At 68.9% G+C, this 16,611-nt stretch carries 16 protein-coding genes and 1 pseudogene; 6 read left to right on the top strand and 11 right to left on the bottom strand.

Annotation, left to right across the window (positions count from 1 at the left end; genetic code table 11):
- Window positions 1-1,045: 1,045 nt before the first annotated feature.
- The gene (locus ACIP2X_RS06480) at window positions 1,046-1,990 is read right to left on the bottom strand and encodes a LysR family transcriptional regulator (RefSeq protein ID WP_401668262.1); all 945 of its coding nucleotides are present in this window, start codon (window positions 1,988-1,990) and stop codon (window positions 1,046-1,048) included.
- Between the two features lie 295 nt (window positions 1,991-2,285).
- Between ACIP2X_RS06480 and ACIP2X_RS06475 the strand changes: the two genes are divergently transcribed.
- Both ACIP2X_RS06475 and ACIP2X_RS06470 read left to right on the top strand, forming a co-directional pair.
- Entirely contained in the window at window positions 2,286-2,591 is a 306-nt protein-coding gene (locus tag ACIP2X_RS06475; protein ID WP_401668260.1) for a DUF6355 family natural product biosynthesis protein, read from the top strand.
- Between the two features lie 241 nt (window positions 2,592-2,832).
- Window positions 2,833-3,207, top strand: a complete 375-nt coding sequence (locus tag ACIP2X_RS06470) for a peptidase inhibitor family I36 protein (RefSeq protein WP_401668258.1) — start codon at window positions 2,833-2,835, stop codon at window positions 3,205-3,207.
- A gap of 18 nt (window positions 3,208-3,225) precedes the next feature.
- On the opposite strand, the gene ACIP2X_RS06465 is transcribed toward ACIP2X_RS06470, so the two are convergent.
- Together ACIP2X_RS06465 and ACIP2X_RS06460 are read right to left on the bottom strand one after the other, a co-directional pair.
- Entirely contained in the window at window positions 3,226-3,699 is a 474-nt protein-coding gene (locus ACIP2X_RS06465; protein WP_401668255.1) for a hypothetical protein, read from the bottom strand.
- A 110-nt stretch (window positions 3,700-3,809) separates the two neighbouring features.
- Window positions 3,810-4,040: a hypothetical protein gene (locus tag ACIP2X_RS06460; protein ID WP_401668253.1), complete on the bottom strand. Its 231-nt coding sequence runs from the start codon at window positions 4,038-4,040 to the stop codon at window positions 3,810-3,812.
- A gap of 95 nt (window positions 4,041-4,135) precedes the next feature.
- On the opposite strand from ACIP2X_RS06460, the gene ACIP2X_RS06455 reads away from it, so the two are divergent.
- Both ACIP2X_RS06455 and ACIP2X_RS06450 read left to right on the top strand, forming a co-directional pair.
- A complete protein-coding gene (locus tag ACIP2X_RS06455) occupies window positions 4,136-4,696 on the top strand; it encodes a GNAT family N-acetyltransferase (RefSeq protein ID WP_401668251.1) in 561 nt (186 codons plus the stop codon).
- Window positions 4,697-4,946: 250 nt separating this feature from the next.
- A pseudogene (locus tag ACIP2X_RS06450) lies at window positions 4,947-5,156 on the top strand (SDR family oxidoreductase); the annotation flags it as partial.
- A gap of 200 nt (window positions 5,157-5,356) precedes the next feature.
- Here ACIP2X_RS06450 and ACIP2X_RS06445 read toward each other — a convergent pair.
- Together ACIP2X_RS06445 and ACIP2X_RS06440 are read right to left on the bottom strand one after the other, a co-directional pair.
- Complete coding sequence (locus ACIP2X_RS06445) at window positions 5,357-7,777, bottom strand: SpoIIE family protein phosphatase (RefSeq protein WP_401668248.1); 2,421 nt, start codon at window positions 7,775-7,777, stop codon at window positions 5,357-5,359.
- A 192-nt stretch (window positions 7,778-7,969) separates the two neighbouring features.
- Complete coding sequence (locus ACIP2X_RS06440) at window positions 7,970-8,563, bottom strand: DinB family protein (protein WP_401668246.1); 594 nt, start codon at window positions 8,561-8,563, stop codon at window positions 7,970-7,972.
- 467 nt (window positions 8,564-9,030) lie between these two features.
- Here ACIP2X_RS06440 and ACIP2X_RS06435 point away from each other — a divergent pair, with 467 nt between their 5' ends.
- Window positions 9,031-10,017: an aldo/keto reductase gene (locus ACIP2X_RS06435; protein ID WP_401668244.1), complete on the top strand. Its 987-nt coding sequence runs from the start codon at window positions 9,031-9,033 to the stop codon at window positions 10,015-10,017.
- A 118-nt stretch (window positions 10,018-10,135) separates the two neighbouring features.
- Here the strand turns inward: ACIP2X_RS06435 and ACIP2X_RS06430 are convergent, their stop codons facing one another.
- Window positions 10,136-10,630 (bottom strand): cupin domain-containing protein, encoded by a 495-nt coding sequence (locus ACIP2X_RS06430; RefSeq protein WP_401668241.1) that lies wholly within the window; start codon window positions 10,628-10,630, stop codon window positions 10,136-10,138.
- Between the two features lie 345 nt (window positions 10,631-10,975).
- Between ACIP2X_RS06430 and ACIP2X_RS06425 the strand changes: the two genes are divergently transcribed.
- A complete protein-coding gene (locus tag ACIP2X_RS06425) occupies window positions 10,976-12,223 on the top strand; it encodes an epoxide hydrolase family protein (RefSeq protein ID WP_401668239.1) in 1,248 nt (415 codons plus the stop codon).
- 38 nt (window positions 12,224-12,261) lie between these two features.
- Here the strand turns inward: ACIP2X_RS06425 and ACIP2X_RS06420 are convergent, their stop codons facing one another.
- From ACIP2X_RS06420 to ACIP2X_RS06400, 5 genes are all read right to left on the bottom strand, one after another.
- Window positions 12,262-12,609 carry an ArsR/SmtB family transcription factor gene (locus ACIP2X_RS06420; RefSeq protein WP_401668236.1) on the bottom strand — a complete coding sequence of 116 codons (348 nt, stop codon included), beginning with the start codon at window positions 12,607-12,609 and terminating at the stop codon, window positions 12,262-12,264.
- A gap of 145 nt (window positions 12,610-12,754) precedes the next feature.
- Window positions 12,755-14,194, bottom strand: coding sequence for an NADP-dependent phosphogluconate dehydrogenase (gndA, locus tag ACIP2X_RS06415; protein ID WP_401668234.1), 1,440 nt, complete (start codon window positions 14,192-14,194; stop codon window positions 12,755-12,757).
- A gap of 168 nt (window positions 14,195-14,362) precedes the next feature.
- On the bottom strand, window positions 14,363-14,800 hold the full coding sequence (locus ACIP2X_RS06410) for a MarR family winged helix-turn-helix transcriptional regulator (RefSeq protein ID WP_401668231.1): 438 nt from the start codon (window positions 14,798-14,800) through the stop codon (window positions 14,363-14,365).
- A 94-nt stretch (window positions 14,801-14,894) separates the two neighbouring features.
- Entirely contained in the window at window positions 14,895-15,662 is a 768-nt protein-coding gene (locus tag ACIP2X_RS06405) for an SDR family NAD(P)-dependent oxidoreductase (RefSeq protein WP_401668229.1), read from the bottom strand.
- Between the two features lie 202 nt (window positions 15,663-15,864).
- Window positions 15,865-16,533 (bottom strand): hypothetical protein, encoded by a 669-nt coding sequence (locus ACIP2X_RS06400; protein ID WP_401668226.1) that lies wholly within the window; start codon window positions 16,531-16,533, stop codon window positions 15,865-15,867.
- Window positions 16,534-16,611: the final 78 nt, after the last annotated feature.

Below are 16,611 nucleotides of genomic sequence, written 5' to 3'. Positions count from 1 at the left end.
CTCACCCCTACGATCAAGGGCTTGCCAACTCGCCCGCTTACGTACCGCAGGCTCCCACTGCCACTGGTGACGGTGGATTGCCCGGCGCGGATCTCGCCGAGGTCTGTGTCCAGCGGTGGCGGCATCACCGGACTGACTTTCCGCGTCCCTGATGGGATCGGCTGCTGGGAAGCCACCGCTGTCGTTGAACGGGGCTCGTGTTCTTCTGCAGCCGTGTCCTGCGAGGACGTGCAGGCGGTGGTCAGCAGGAGCAGTATCCAGGCCGCCGCCGCGGAACGGTTGCGAGACCTCAGCTTAGCCACAGGTCGGTGACGGTGTTCTTTACGCCGCGGGTGTAGTCCTCCCGACGCCGGGTCGTACGCACGCGTCGCTACGTCGGGGACACGCCGCTCTGGCCGCGGCGGGGACGCTGGCTCGACCACCGGCACATCAGTCACCCTGTGAACCGCCTTCTTCGATAGACGATCAGTCATCGAGAAATTACGGTTCGGGCATTGCGGGTGACAACAACAACTCGTGCTTACTGAGGATTTGTTGAGGAACCGCGCGTAATAGCGCAGCAACCAGCCAATCAATGACGAAGAACAGTCAATTACGTACAGTCGACTCAAAGAGCTGAAGATTGCCGCCTCAAGGGCAACGGTGTTCACCAGGCCGTGCTGGGCATCGCCTAGTGTCCCGCCCGTCCGGCGTCGTGACCCCGTCCGGCGAGGTGGAGACCGTTACGACCTCGTCGCCGGCCAGGACCTCGTCGTGGTTCTTGATCACACACGCCACCGTGACGTTCCGCAGCGTCAACGAACTGAACCTCGACGAGGCCGGGAAACGGCTCGGCATTGACCCAGCGAACCGCTTCACAGCGCAGCTCAGGCACTCAAGCTCCTGTCCAAGAGCCGGCCAGTGCCGGCAATGAGCGTCAGTATGCCTGAGTCGCCTACCTCGCTTGCGGGGCGACCTTTGGGTCAGACCGTTCGTGGCCGACGCTCCAATTCATGACGCGCCGTCCGGGTCCGGGCCAGGAGCACCGGCAGCGTGCGGCGGCGGGTCAGGGGCCAGGGCGTTGGGAGTATGTGCGGGCGGCGTGGCGGGCCGCGGTGATCGTGGGGGCGTTGCGGCGGGCGGCGAGCCAGGCCAACGACGAGACGGACGGCACCAGTCCGGCGACATCCACGTACCGGACCCCGGGGCGGGGGAAGAAGTCCCGGGCGGCGGCGGGCAGGAAGCACATGGCCTCCCCGGCAGCCACGGTGTGCAGCAGCGCCTCCATGTCGGGGACGACCGGCCCGTACTTCACGGGGCTGCCGTCGGGGCGGGGGTCCGCCGCCCAGAAGTCCCGCCATACCCGCGGTAATCGCTCCGGCATGCCGACCACCGCACGGTCGGCCAGCTGCTCCAGCGCGATCTGCGGCAGGGCCGCCAGGGGGTCGTCGGCGGACAGGCAGGCGACGCGTGGTTCGGAGGCCAGTTGATGGGTCTCGATGCCGTCGGGAACGGGCGGGCGCAGAAAGACCACGTCGGCCTCCTGACGGAAGAGCGCATCCATGTGGTCGACGAAGTTGAGGGTGACCACCTTGATCTCCGTTGCGGGGTGGCGGTCCTTGAGAACCCGCAGGACGGCCCGCGTGTGCGGCATGGCGGCCTCGGCCCCGATGGTCCCGACCGTGAGCCGGGCGGAGAGCTGGCGGGACTGCGCACCGGCGACACGGCGGAGCCGGTCGATGCCCGCGACGGCTTTCCGGGCCTCGGGCAGCAGTGCCTCTCCGGCCGCGGTGAGTTCGACCGTGCGGCTGGAACGGCGGAAGAGCTGTACCTGAAGCCGCCTCTCCAGGTCCCGGATCTGCTGGCTCAGAGCGGACTGGGAGATGAACACACGTGCCGCGGCGCGGCCGAAGTGAAGCTCCTCGCCCAGCGTCAGAAACAGCCGTAACTGGTGAACGCTGGGTTCCGCGTCGCCCGCGACCCTCGCAGCGTCCGCCCTGCCTGGCGCCATAACGTCCTCCTTATCGCATGGCGAGGATTTTCCATGATCGAACCCGCTGACAACCATGGCGCCCTCCTGCATCCTTCTGATGTCGCCCGAAACGCTGGAAGAACCGGCGGACAACGGGCGATGTCCTCCCGATGTCCCCGCCCCACGGCAACAGGCACGGCCTCCCGGGCACGTCGCATGTCGCACGTGGTCCTCCGTCACCCCGTGCCCCGGCCTCCGGACCGGCGCGCCCGCCACAGGAGAAGAGCGTCACCGGCGGCACATCGTTCCGCTGGACCAGTCGTCAAGGAGTCACATGGGTAAGAAAGTCAGCCGTCCGCTGCGTATCGCCGCGGCCGTCTTCAGCGCCGCGGCCCTCGCCGGCACGGCGCTCACCTCGACCGCCCAGGCCGCGCCCGCGGGAGACGTCTCCGCCATGGCATGCGGCTACTACGAGGCGGGGAACACCGCCTACTACGGCCACTGCGGTTCCAATCGCGTCATCATCGAGATCGATCTGGACTGGACCACCACCGAACGCTACCAATGCGTCGGAGAGGGTGAGACCGCCCTCGGCAGCACCGACGACATCGACTACGCCCACTACGTCGGGGACTGCTGACAGCACCGGCCGTCCGCCGCCCAGGCGGTCGGGCACCGCCTCATGACACAGCGGGGAACACCGCGGTGCCCTCTGCATCACCGCACGTGCGTACCGGGGAGGCGGGCCGGCCGGCCGAAAGGCCGCCCGTCTCCCCCGCCCCCGGCCGTCCGTCTCCCCCCGCCGGGGCCGACCGTCTCCACCCCGGCCGCACGGCACGACGACCACCACCGACCATCGCAAAAGGTATAGAGGATCAGTCATGCGCGTTCGTACCGCGAGTATCGCCGCCGTCTCCGCCGCCTTCGCGGCGGTCGTCGCCTCCGCCCCCGGCGCTTCGGCCGAGCCTGACCCGCCGGGCTGCCCCCGGGGCTACTTCTGTGCCTGGCAGGGTCCGGAACGCACGGGCCCCATGGTGGTGCGCACCGCGGGGAACTGGAGTGGAAGGGCGTACTACCAGTCGTTCTTCAACAACGGCTACCCGTCCCCCGGTTCCGACCATGTCGACATCCACTACGACTGGCAGGGGCTGGAGGACAAGTTCTGCGTCCACTACAACCCCGGCCCCGGCACCTACAGCGGCGATGTCGCCCCGGGCGTCGTGATCACGGGAGTCACGTGGCGCGGGGAGTGCTGAAGCGCGGCCTGTCGGGCGTCACTGCTCGTCGAGTGACGCCTGCCGGGCGAGGAACTCCTCGAACGCCGCCCTCTGTCGCGGATCCATGAAGCCCTGCCGCACCTTGCGGGACTGCTCCTCGAGCCACTGGGCCTCCTCGGGATCCACCAGCTCGGCCACCACGACGCCCTGGCGAACCACCGCCGTGCGCCCTCCGGCACGACGGCGATAGAGCGTGAACGCGCCGAACTCCGCCGGGTGGGCCAGTTCCGGTTCCTCCGCCGCGGCCCGGTCCTCGGTTCCCGCGGCATTCGTCGGGTAGGCGTCGGGGGCCCAGTGCTCCCAGAGCGCCAACGTGGCCGCGGGCACGAGCACCGCGCGTTCCGCCTCTTCGCGCCCCTCCCACAGGAACGTGACGGACACGGGCTCGCCGACCGCCTCGGCCAACCCGAGCACCCGCTCCATCTCGTCGTTGACCGGGTAACCCGCCACCACATCGATCTGAATGCCCATGAGGCTTGAGGCTAGTTGCCGCCACCGACAAGCCTGCCGAGAGTTCCTGTGCCGATGGGTCGATGAGCCGGCGTTGCCGGCGAAGGTGTCCGCACCGGTCGGCCGTGCCGCTACCGCGGGTACCGACTGGCCTCCGTTCCCAGGACGTTCAACAGGTCCAGGGCCTCGGCGCCGGACGACCCGGGCGGCGCGGTGTACAGCACGAGGTGTTGATCGCGGTCCGTGAGGGTGAGCGTGTCGCAGTCGACGGTCACCTCCCCGACGGCCGGTTGGTGGAAGGTCTTCGTGAGCATCGGGGGTGCGATGGCCGACGCCGTCGAGGTCTTGTGCTCCAGCTGCATCGGTGCGCCACGTCCGGGTCACCGGGTAAGTTCGCGCCGCGACCGTTCGGATAAACGGATGGTCAGGGTCGAGCGTGACACGGCAGCATGCCCGCATGACATTGCCCACCCCCGAGCTGCACACCGCCCGCCTGCGACTGCGGCCGTTCACCGACTCCGACGCGGCGCCGCTCTACGCGCTGCACAGCAGCGCCCACGTGCTGCGTTACTGGGACTCCCCGCCGTGGACCGAACCGGCCCGCGCCCAGCGCTTCATCGCGACCTGCCGGACAATCGAGGAGGAAGGCACGGGAGCGCGGTTGGCCGTCGACCGTGTCTCCGATGGGGCGTTCATCGGTTGGTGCGGCCTGACCAGCTGGAACCCGGACTTCCGCAGCGCGTCCCTGGGCTACGTCTTCGACGCCGCCGTGTGGGGCCACGGCTACGCCACGGAGACCGCGCACGCCGTCCTGCGGTGGGCGTTCGACACCCTGGACCTGAACCGCGTCCAGGCCGAGACCGACACCCGCAACGTGGCGTCCGCCCGGGTACTGGAGAAGCTCGGCTTCGTCCGCGAAGGCACCCTCCGCGAGGACTGCGTCGTCAACGGCGATGTCTCCGACTCCTGGGTCTTCGGCCTCCTCCGCCGCGAGTGGCACCCGACGGCCGGCCGCTAGGACCGACACCTGCCGGCTTCCGGTCCGCACCTCACCGAGGTCACCGTGGGCCGCTCCGGCGAGCTCAACGTTTTAGCTCGCCCCACCGATCCCGACCATCCGCACCGCTTGAGCATCCGGTGGCTCGTAGGGTCCGCCTGGAGCGGCAACATTCTCATCGGCGTGGACGCGGGCATCGCGATAGTGCGGGTCGACGCCGAATGCCCTGCGAACGGTGCCGCCAGCCCAGCGTGCGGGGTCTGGTCGAACCGGGTTCATGCCCGGCGGCACCGCCACGGACATGATCGACGAGTGGGAGGCGGCGACCCCGAGGACGGTCGAGGCCATCAGCGCGGCGACCCCGCTCGGCCGCATGGCCCACCCACGCGAGATCGCCGAGGCGGCGGCGTGGCTGCTCAGTGACCGCGCCTCGTGCGTGACCGGCGCCATCGTGCCGGTCGACGGCGGCGCCGGTGCGTGAACGGGGCTGCCCCGGCCGCGGACATCTCCGGCGTGTACGTGTACGTGAACGGCAGCGGGAGTCTGGTGGCGGCGATGCGGTCGTCGTCCTCGGTCGCTCGTCGCGGTGCGCGAGGACTGCCGTCGCGGACCTTGATGTCCAGTGGTGGGCCGGGATCGTCGCCTCACGTGGGTGACGTCGGCGCGCCTTGACGGGCTCGGTCAGCGGCCGGATGCGGGGGCCAGGTCCGCTTCGGCCCACAGGACTTTGCCGTCCTGCGACGGGCGGGTGCCCCATCTGCGGGAGATCCGGGCGACCTTGGCCAGGCCGCTGCCGTGACCGTCGGTGGTGCGGGCGTCGAGTCGAGGCGGGGAGTCGGCCTCGGCGTCGGTGACTTCGACGGTCAGGAACTGATGGTGGATCAGTCGAAGGCGGATCGCGCCGTCGCCTTGGCGGTCGGCGTTCGTGACCAGTTCGCCGACGATCAGTTCGATGGCGCTCTTGGAGCCGTCCAGGCCCCATGCGGACAGTTGGCCGGCGGTGAGTTCCTGGGCACGGTGGACGGCGGTGTCGTCACGGGGCAGGTTCCAGGTCGCGACCTGGGCCGGGCTCAAGGAGCGGGTGCGGACCAGGAGCAGGCTGGCGTCGTCGGACGCCTCCTGGTCCTGGACGAGCGCCGTCGCGCGGGTGCAGAGCTCTTCCAGGGACAGGTCCGTCGAGGCGAGGGCGGTGCCCAGGCTGCGCATGCCGTGCTCGATGTCGCGGTCGCGGGTCTCGATCATGCCGTCGGTGTAGAGGGCGACGAGGGTGCCCTCGGGGAGTTCCAGCTCCGTCGACTCGAAGAGGGCTCCCGCGCCGATGCCGAGCGGAACCCCGGTGGGAAGGTCGGGGAAGGACACCTTGCCTCGCGGGTCGATGATCGCGGGCGGGGGGTGACCGGCGGCCGCCATGGTGCATCGGCATGTGGCCGGGTCGTAGACGGCATACAGACAGGTGGCACCCATGACCGGTGTGTACTCGTCCGGCGCGTCGGCGTCCGCTTCGGCCAGTCGCTGCACCGTGTCGTCGAGGCGGGCCAGGAGTTCGTCGGGGGGCAGCTCCATGTCCGCGAGGGTGTGGACGGCGGTACGGAGCCTTCCCATGGCCGCGGCCGCGTTGATGCCATGTCCGACCACGTCGCCGACCACGAGGGCCACCCGGGCGCCGGACAGCGGGATCACGTCGAACCAGTCGCCCCCGACGCCCCTGTCGATCTCGGACGGCAGGTAGCGCGAAACCGCATCGACCGCCGCGCCACCCCGCAGACGGTGCGGGAGCAGACTGCGCTGCAGTGCGAGGGCAGCCGTCTGTTCACGGCAGTACTGGCGGGCCTGGTCCAGCGACCCCGCGGCGCGGCTGACGAGTTCCTCGGCCAGCAGCAGGTCGGCCTCTTGGAAGGGCCGCGGATTCTCGGTGCGGATGAACACCGCCATGCCCAGCAGGACGCGCCGCGCCTGGATGGGGACCACCATCACGGAATGTATGCCGTTCTCGCGGATCCGCTGCGCCAGTGCGGGCGACTGGTCGATCCACCCGCCTGGGACGGTGTCGACCTTCGGTTCCAGGCGGGACTTGCCGCTGCGCAGGACCTCGGCGACGGGAGAGGTGTGCGGAAGGAGTATCCGCTCACCGCGCTTCCACGGGGACTCGGGTATCCCCGGATGGATCGAGGCCACGCCGGCCCGCAGGAGAACGGGAAGGCGCTCGCCGACCGACCCGATGCGCACCGGGGGGCCCTCGCCGAACTGGACCGACTGCTCCACGTCCACGGAGACGTAGTCGGCGAACTGCGGCACGGCGAGATCAGCCAGCTCCTGCCCGGTCTGCATCACATCCAGGGTGCTGCCCAGGCGCATGCCCGCCTGTCCGAGAATGGTCAGACGCTCGCGCTCCAGCCGGCTCTCGGTGAGGTCGGCGCTGATCATGCATACGCCCAGCGCTTTGCCGTCGGCGCCCTGGAGACAGGAGATCGACACCGCGCACGGGCGCTCGTCGCCCTGCCTCGTCGGCAGCCACGTCCGGTATTCGTGCACCCTGATGCTGCCGCTCTGGAGCACCTGCCGCATCACGGCCTCGAGCGTCTCGGCCTCGACACCCGTCCACGCGTCGGTGACCCGACGCCCGAGCCGCTGGACCCGGGAGATGCCGTCGTGGCTCTCCATCGTGTCGTTCACCCAGGTGCAGCGCAGTCGCAGGTCACGCACGACGACGCCGATCGGCGCGCGGTCGAGGATCGCCCCCTGCACCAAGACGTTCACCGCGTCCGCGGACGGTACGGCGATGTCGGTCGCGGACACGAGCCAGCACACTGTTCGGTCGTGCCCCCGCACGAGCGAGACGCGCAGGCCGACCGTGAGCGAGCGGCCGTCTCTATGGCGCATGCTCGGCGCGCCCGACCAGCCGTTCCGGCCACGGCACTGCTCGACGTAGGACGTCATCGTCTGCCCTGTGCTGAAGCACGGCAGGACGAATTCGGCGGACCGGCCGACCACCTCCCGGGCGGAGCGACCGACCAGGGCCTCGGCGGCCTGCGTCCACGCCATCACGGTCCCCTGCTCGTCGATCAGGGCGAAGGCCGTGTCGGAAACGTCAGAGGTGTGCATCCTCCTGCTGAGCGTCACATGACCGGCACTGGACGTTGTCTTAGTCATGGACCGTCGCCCCCGGATGGCTCAGAGATCGAAGATATGGGGCACAGGGATAAATTTACCTCTCATCGAGCAGCCGGCCGCAGCGCTCCACCCGGACCCTCCAGCCCCCACCATGTGCGCCCGGCGCACTGGCCGGCCTGCAAGTCAGCAGCTCGATCGCCGACTGCCGAAAAGTCGGACTCGGCGCGGTACCGCTCCGTCCTGCCGGCGATAGAGGTCGCGCAGCAGTGAGATCTCGGCGCCGTGGTGGATCAGCTCCCTGTTGACGTGCTGGACGATGACCTCCATGGGGATCCGCTCGGGACCCACCGCAGGCGGATTCTCCAGGTCGTCGTCCGAGAGTTCGCGGACCCCCGCGTCCCATCTCCCGTACATCTCATCGAGCTGTTTCAGGGCCTCGTCAGCGGTCCCCGCGTAGGCGAATGTCTGGGAGTCGACGTCGTGGCCGCCGAAGTGCCATCCGACGCGATAGCCGAGGCACGAGACGATGATGTGCGCCAGCCGCCAGGCAATCGTGGTCACCGGCGCCGGCACCGGGTCGGGGGACGCGAAGTCCATCGTCCACTCCCCCGAGCCCATCGACATCGGTGCGGCCGACGTGCCGTGTGGGCGGATGCTCCAGCAGTCGCGCACCGGCTCCCAGAGGTACTCGTCATCGGTGAGACCGTCCAGCCGGGGCCGCAGGTTCTTGCGCCAGTGCCGGTCCAACTGCTCCGCGAGCCGCTCGCTTCTCGTCATTTCCGCACCCTACAGAGCGCGAAGACCTGGCCGCGGGCCTCGCGGACGCGTTCGCCGGCCGAGGGAAACGAGACGTACTGCCCGGGAGATGCGCGATCCGGAGGGGTTGCGCCGCCCTCGGCGGTGGTGCGACACAGTGGGTGCCGAGGACGGCGAAGGGCCGGGGTACTGACGGCCCTCTTTGCCCCTTCCGTGCCGGCCGGTTCGGCGGATGCAGTCCGTCCCGCCGCTTCATGCTGTGCCGCTGCGGGAACGCTACGTACTCGCCGGGCGGCGGCGGTCGTTCGGGGCGGCCGCGACCTGCGTCCCGCCCGTCCCGTCCCGCCTCCGGGTGGGTGGACACACGGTGTTATGTTGGGACTCAGGTACAACACACATTGTGTGTGCAGTCCAGTGCGTCGGGTCAGCAGCCTCTCGCGGGCATGCGCCGCCCGAGCGCGTGGCCGAGTGGGATGGGAAGTCAGCAGATGAGAACGGTTCGACTGGGCAGTCAGGGGCTGACCGTGTCGGCGCAGGGCTTCGGCGCGATGGGCATGAGCGGGGCGTACGGCGCGAGTGACGACGAGAAGGAATCCATAGCCACGCTCAACCATGCCGCGGACCTCGGCATCACCCTGTTCGACACAGCCGAGTCCTACGGCCCCTTCGAGAACGAGCGGCTGCTGGGCCGGGCCCTGGGGCACCGGCGTGACGAGATCCTGCTGGCGACCAAGTTCGGTCTCGACTTCACGGACGACGGTCAGCCCGGCCCGTTGGACGGCCGCCCGGAACACATCCGCCGCGCCGTCGATCGTTCCCTGCGCCACCTCGGCACCGACCGCATCGACCTCTACTACATGCACCGCCTCGACCCGGACACCCCGGTGGAAGAGACGATCGGCGGCATGGCGGAGATGGTCAAGGCGGGCAAGGTCCGCCACATCGGCCTGTGCGAGGTGTCCGCGGACACCGTTCGCCGGGCGCACGCCGTGCACCCGCTCACCGCCGTGCAGTCGGAGATGTCGCTGTTCAGCCGGGATCTGCTGGAGTCCGGAATCAAGCAGACCCTGGACGAACTGGGTATCGGCCTGGTGGCCTACTCCCCCATCGGACGGGGGTTCCTCTCGGGTGCGATTCGCAGCGTGGACGATCTGGAACCAGGCGACTCCCGCCGCGGACTCCCCCGGTTCTCACCGGAGAACATCGCCGCCAACCTGGAACTCGTCGAGCACGTCCGGGCCGTGGCAGAACGCCGTGGCGCCACCCCGGCGCAGGTGGCGCTCGCCTGGGTGGCAGCGCAGCAGGCGGTGCCCATCCCGGGCACCAGACGTCGCACCTACCTCGCCGAGAACGCGGCCGCGGCCGACCTGGTGCTGACGCCGGAGGATCTCGCCTCCCTGGACGCGACTGTTCGGCCCGACACCGTGCACGGTGCCCGCTACACGCCGCAGCAACTCGCCTCCACCAACCGCTGACCTCGTCCTCTTCTGCGCGGCGGCGCCTCAGCTCGCCGCCGCGGCACGAAGCCCCGGCGCCCAGGCCGTTCCGACGACACCGGATGCCTTGGTCGCGGGGCTCGCGTCGTGCGGGCGACTACTCCACGAAGTACGAGTCGTGCTTGTCGAAGAACGCGGCTCGTTCCTCCTCCGAGGCGTTCGCCAGCTGTCCCACCTGCTCGAAGTACTCCTCACGCGGCGCGCCCGGGGTGAACAGCAGCAGCATGTCCGCCGGGGCGTCGGAGTCGTTCCGGAAGGCGTGCAGCCCGCCCTGCGGCACGTGCAGGAAGTCGCCCTTGCGGGCATCCACCCACTGCACGCCGTCAAACACACGCACTGTGCCGTCCAGGATGTAGAACGACTCCGAGATCCGCTTGTGGAAGTGCGTCTTCGGACCGCCGGCCCTCGGCTTCATCTCCACGCGGTACAGCCCGAACTCACCCCTGGTGATCTCGGTGGTGGCCAGATAGTGGGTGGCGTTCTTCCCGGTACCGCTCTCGCCGATGTCCGGCGGGGTGCTGGCTGGGCGGAAGACGGCGCTGACTTCGCCGTCCTCTCCCCAGTACCGCTGTTCCGGGTAGGGATACGACATCGCTGGTTTCCTTTCCTGACGCGGCCTCGCCTGATCAAGAGCTGAGTGGGCTGTCGGCCGGCAGCCCACTCCTACACGAGACAAGCCGGCGCCGTTCGTTGTGACAGCCGACACGCGCATCCGTGTCTTGTGGCACGGCACATACCGGCGCTCGTTCCGCCGCTTTCCACACGGTGTTACCGTGGCAAATGATTCGATGTTTTACGAACATCGAACGTTGGGCCATGCGGGCCCCACCACCACGGAACCGGGCTGCGGCGAACCTTCGCCCGCCCAGCATGAGGGGACCAGAAGATCATGACGAGTGAAACACCCCGCCTTCACCGCCGACGCGCACTGCAAGCCATGGGCGCCCTCGCGGCAGGGACTGCGCTGTCGTCCGTGACGTCAGGCGACGCTCTCGCAATCACCCGAGCCGCCCCCAAGTCCGCCACCCTGCGCCTGCCCTCCTCTGCCTCCGGCGTCGTGCCGATGAGGCTCCATGTCCCCGAGAGCATGCTGCGGGATCTGCGGCAGCGGCTGGAGATGACGAGGTGGCCGGCGGAGGAGCTGGTGGACGACTGGTCACAGGGTGCGCCGCTCTGGCGGGTGCGACGCCTCGTGGAGTACTGGCAGCGTCACTACGACTGGCGTCGTGTCGAAACGCTCCTCAATTCCTTCGGCCAATACCGAACCGAGATCGACGGCGTCAGCATTCACCTGCTGCATGCGAGGTCGCCCCACCCGAATGCCATGCCGATCATGTTGACGCACGGCTGGCCCGGCTCGGTGCTCGAGTTCCGAAAGGTGATACGCCGCCTGACGCACCCGACGCAGTACGGCGGATCCGCGAGGGACGCCTTTCACGTGGTCGTCCCCTCACTGCCGGGCTTCGGATTCTCCGACCAGCCCGATGAACTGGGGTGGGGCCGCGTCAGAACGGCGCGGGCCTGGTCCGAGATCATGCCCCGCCTGGGCTACGACCACTACCTCTCGCAGGGCGGCGACTGGGGCGCAGCGGTCAATGTGCAACTGGGGGTGCTCCGGCCTCAAGGCCTGCTGGGCATCCACGTGAATTTCCCGCAGATCGTACCGCCCGACCTCGACATGGCCCACCTCACGCCGGAGGAAAAGGTCGCGATGGAGCAGCTCGGCGCGCAGCAGCGGAACGAGATCGGCTATCAGCTGGAGATGATGACCCGGCCGCAAACCGTCTCCTACTCCTTGGCCGACTCCCCCGTCGGCCAGGCCGCGTGGATCTACGAGAAGTTCGGCGTGTGGACGGACAGCGGCAGGAACCCGGAGTCCATCCTGACCATGGATGAGATGCTGGACGACATCACCCTCTACTGGCTGACCAATTCGGCAGAGTCGGCCGCGCGCTTCTACTGGGAGAATTCAGACATCACCATGAACGCGGTGAAAATAGACATCCCCATGGGCGTGACTTTGTTCCCCAAGGAGTTTTACACCCCTCCTCGCGCATGGGCGGAAAAGGCGTACTCCCGCCTCGTGTACTGGAACAAGGCGAGCAAGGGAGGACACTTCGCGGCGTTCGAGCAGCCTGCGATATTCGCCGAGGAGGTCCGCCGATTCGGCCGGCTGTTCCGCTGAGGGATCGGGCCGGGGGGCCACCCCCCGGCCCTGGTGGGTCAGGCCACCTGGTCGCGTTCGGTGACGTGCTCTCCGACGTTGTCGGCGACGGTCGCGGACAGCAACGCCGACAGCAACCCCGGGAACCGGGCGTCCAGTACATCCCGGCGCAGCGTCACATAGCATCGCGTGCCTTCCTGGCGGGTCCGGGTCACCCCCGCCTCACGCAGCACCTTGAGGTGATGGCTCATGGTGGACTTGGCGACCGGAGCGCACAGTTGGCCCCACCCGCGTTCGTGACCGTCGGACAGCAGACGGACGATCCCCAGCCGCGTCGGATCACTGAGCGCCCCCAGCAACCGTGGCAGCTCGATCTCACGGTCGGTGGGAAGCGAGTGATCAGGCATAGTGGCAAGTCTAGCGCTCGTTCGGCGCCAATCGAACGTGGTCCGACGAGGCCGCCGGATGAGCCCCTCAACCGGACATGTACGACTCTCGTCGGGCGCCGGCGGATCGGGCCGGGGTGCATGCCACCGTGTGGGACCGGCGCCGTCACAGCTGTGATTCGGAGCGTTCGGGCTGCGCCCAGTGGGTGTGGAAGCGTCCAGGCAGGTCGGTGCGGTGGTAGGTGTGGGCGCCGAAGTAGTCGCGCTGTCCCTGCACGAGGGCGGTCGGCAGGCGTTCGGCGCGCAGGGTGTCGTACGAGGACAGGGCTGCGGTGAGGGCGGGTACGGGGATGCCGCGCCGTGTGGCGGAGACGACGGTTTCCCGCCACGGCACCTGGGCGTCGGTGATCTCCTCGGCGAAGTTCCGCTCGGCGAGGAGGCTCGTCATGTGCGGGTTGGCCGAGTAGGCGGCGCGGATGCGGTCGAGGAAGGCGGCGCGGATGATGCAGCCGGCGCGCCAGATGCGTGCGACGGCGGCGAGGTCGATCTTCCAGCCGTACGCGGCCGCCGCGTCCTGGATCATCGTCCAGCCCTGGTCGTAGGCGATGACCTTCGACGCGTACAGCGCGTGCTCGACCTGCGCGGCGAAGCGTTCGGCTTCTGTGCGGCTGAGCGGAACGGGGGTGCCGCCTGGCAGTCCCCGGTAGGCGGAACGCAGATGGCTGCGGCCCGACGCGGAGCGGGCGAAGGCGGCCTGGGCGATCGTCGTGCTCGGCGACGAGAGATCGAGCGCGGCCTGCACGGTCCAGCGCCCGGTCCCCTTCTGGCCCGCGGCGTCGGCGACGATGTCGACGAAGGGCGAACCGGTGTGGACGTCGGTGTGGGCGAGTACCTCGGCGGTGATGTCCAGCAGGTACGAGTTGAGGCGCCCTCGGTTGAACGTACGGAAGACCTCCGCGATCTCGGCTGGGGTGTACCCGGCGATCTGGCGGAGCAGGTCGTAGGCCTCGGCGAGGAGTTGCATGTCGGCGTACTCGATGCCGTTGTGCACCATCTTGACGAAGTGACCGGCGCCGTCGCTGCCGACGTGGGCGCAGCAGGGCTCACCGTCCACCTTGGCGCTGATGTCCTCCAGCATCGGACCGAGGACGGCATAGGCCTCGGCCGACCCGCCGACCATGATGGAAGGTCCGTTCAGGGCGCCTTCCTCACCGCCGGATATGCCGGTGCCGACGAAGTGGATGCCCAGGTCCCGGAGCGCGGCCTCGCGGCGGCGGGTGTCCGCGAAGTGGGCGTTGCCACCGTCGATGATGATGTCGCCGGGTTCCAGGAGCGGGGCGAACTCGTCGATCACCGCGTCGGTGGCCGGGCCCGCCTGCACCATGATCATCAGGCGTCGGGGCCGCTCCAGTGCCGCGACGAGTTCCTCGGCGGTCTCTGTCGCCACGAAGGAGCCTTCCTGGCCGAATCCTTCGAGGAGTGCGCGGGTGCGTGACACGGTGCGGTTGTGTACGGCAACGGCGTAACCGTGACGGGCGAAATTGCGGGCAAGGTTGCGGCCCATGACACCGAGGCCGGTGACCCCGATGTGTGCTGTTGTGCTCATGGTTCGAGGGTTCCTTCGTGCGAGCGGCGGGGAATTGGCTGCTAGTGCAGGCGTTGTGCGCAGTCTCGTGTTCTACGTTCTATGTTCGTCGTACATAGAACAAGCTATCAAAGGTGTGTGACATCGCAGATGCCGGTAGCCACACCCTGTGTCGGACAGGGTCGGCCGTCACGGCCGTCGGGACGGCTGCAGGAAGAGGAGCAGAAGCGGGTTGATCTCGGCGGGGTTCAGCGCGGCGAGGGCCGCGGCCGTGACTGTCTCCACGACAGAACTGCCCTTGCCCATCAGTCCGTCAGCCTGTGAGGTCAGGGCGACACCGAGGATGCGGCGGTCCGTGCTGCTCGTGTGGAGGGTGATGAGACCGCGCCGGTGCAGTCGGCCGAGGAGCCGACTCGTGGCGGATGCGCTCAGACCTGTCGCCGCGGACACGGTCCGTACCTGGGGGCCGGATGAGGGATCGTGCTCCTTCAGCGCGGTCAGAGCGCGGTACTCGCGCATGCTGATCCCCAGTTCGTCCTGCACCTGCCGGTCGATGCGCGACGAAACATCGCGGTGGAGGCTGTCGAAGGTGCTCCAGCGCTGGTTCGCAGTCGTGGTTTCGTTCATTGCTCCCTCAGGGGGCGGCGAGGATCGCCGGCGCCGCGGGCGGCCCGATGATGCTGCGGCCGCCCGCGATTCGTCCGGGTCGCGGCCCGAGCTGTCAGATGAGTTCCAGGCCGCCGTCGACGGTGATCACCTGGCCGGTGGCGTGGCGGCCCGCGGGCTCTGCCAGCCTCAGGATCCAGTGGGCCATCTCGTCCGCGCTCGCGATGTGGTGCGTGGGGATCCGGTCACGCTCGTAGGCGTACATGTCGTTGGCCGCCTCCGGGGTGAGGCCGGCGTGCACCATGACGTCGGTGCGGGTGGGACCCGGGGCCACGGAGTTGACTCGTACCCCTTCACCGGCGAGCTCCAGCGCCCAGCTCCGGGTCATCTGCTCGATGGCCGCCTTGGTGGCCGCGTAGTGGGCACCGCCCGCCATGGGGCGGTGGCCGTAGGTGCTGGAGACGTTGACGATCGTCCCCGAGGTCTCGCGCAGGTGAGGCAGCGCCTCGTGGGCCAGCAGGCTCGGGGCGACGACGTTGAGGGCGAGGAGGTCGACGATCACCTGCTTCTCGGTCTCGGCCAGCGGCATGACCGCGGTCGCGCCGGCGTTGTTGATGAGGTAGTCGAGACGTCCCCATCGCTTCACCGCGCGACGGACCACCTCGGCGGGCGCGCCGTCGTCGCAGATGTCGATCGCCAGGACGTCGATCTCGGGGTGGGCCGAGGCCGTCTCGCGCAACGGCGCCTCGCGGCGGCCCACGCCGAGCACATGCGCGCCTGCCTGGGCGAACGCGATGGCCGTGGCCCGCCCGATGCCGGAGCCTGCGCCGGTGACGATGGCTACGTGCCCGGAGAAGTGGTGATCAGCGGAGTTCACAGTCACGAGGGTTCCTTGTTCGATGTTCGATGAATATTGCACTTCCCCCTCTCGACAGGACAGCCCGCCGTTCTGTGACAGCACGGTCTTCGACGTGACCGCGGTCACCCGCAGGGCGCGCGCACCGGGCCGTCCACCTGCTCATCATGAAGATGCCGGCCGGCGACGCGCATGGCGGCCTGCAGCTGGTCTACGCGTTGTCCCGTTCTCAGGCGATACCCAGGCGTGCCAGGACTCCGCCGGCAGTGGGGCCGGGAGAGCCTGAGCCACCACTGAGGGGCGAGCCCCACGTGGGGTCATGCCATGCCATCCCGGCTGAGTGCTCCAGGAGGTGCTGTGCAGTGGCCGGGGCGGCATCCCGAGGGGCTCCTACCGCGATCAGAGCAGCGGTGAGCGTCGCAACTGCCTCGTCCGGCAGGGCATGATCGATGAGCAAGGGAAGCAGCAGCAGGAGACGGGCAGCTGCGTCCTCGACCCCTTCGGCTGTCGAGCTCGGACTGTCGACGATGTGGACGAGCTCACGCCACGTCAGTGCGTCCCCGTGCAAGTCGCCGTCCCAGCTGGCGATCTGCCGGGCACTGCTCCAGGTCGGATGCGTGAACATGTGGTCGACGCCGTAGTCGCCGACAAGATTGCGGTAGACCACCACGGCCTCGTACCCGCCCTCGACCGGCACCCGGAACACCGGCCACCGCTCCGGGTCCGTGAGCAGGTCGGACATGGCGTCGACATCAGCTCCGTCATCGCCGAACCACTCCGGTTCGCCACCCGCGTCACGACAACACGGGCCCCACAAATGGTTCGGCCAGAAGCCTGGACGGTCTGCCAGTGGCTCTCCGGCGACCAGCGGGCCGCCGTCGTATCCCTCGATCAGCACGCCGTAGAGCGTGCCACCTGCCGTTGCCCCGCGATGCAACCCGTCAGCCTTGGATGTGCACCCGGCGAGGTCGCCAAA

It is taken from the genome of Streptomyces sp. NPDC089424 (assembly GCF_044749345.1).
Lineage (GTDB): Bacteria > Actinomycetota > Actinomycetes > Streptomycetales > Streptomycetaceae > Streptomyces.
Note: the sequence above shows the minus strand (reverse complement) of the source record. Positions and strands in the feature narration are given on the sequence as shown.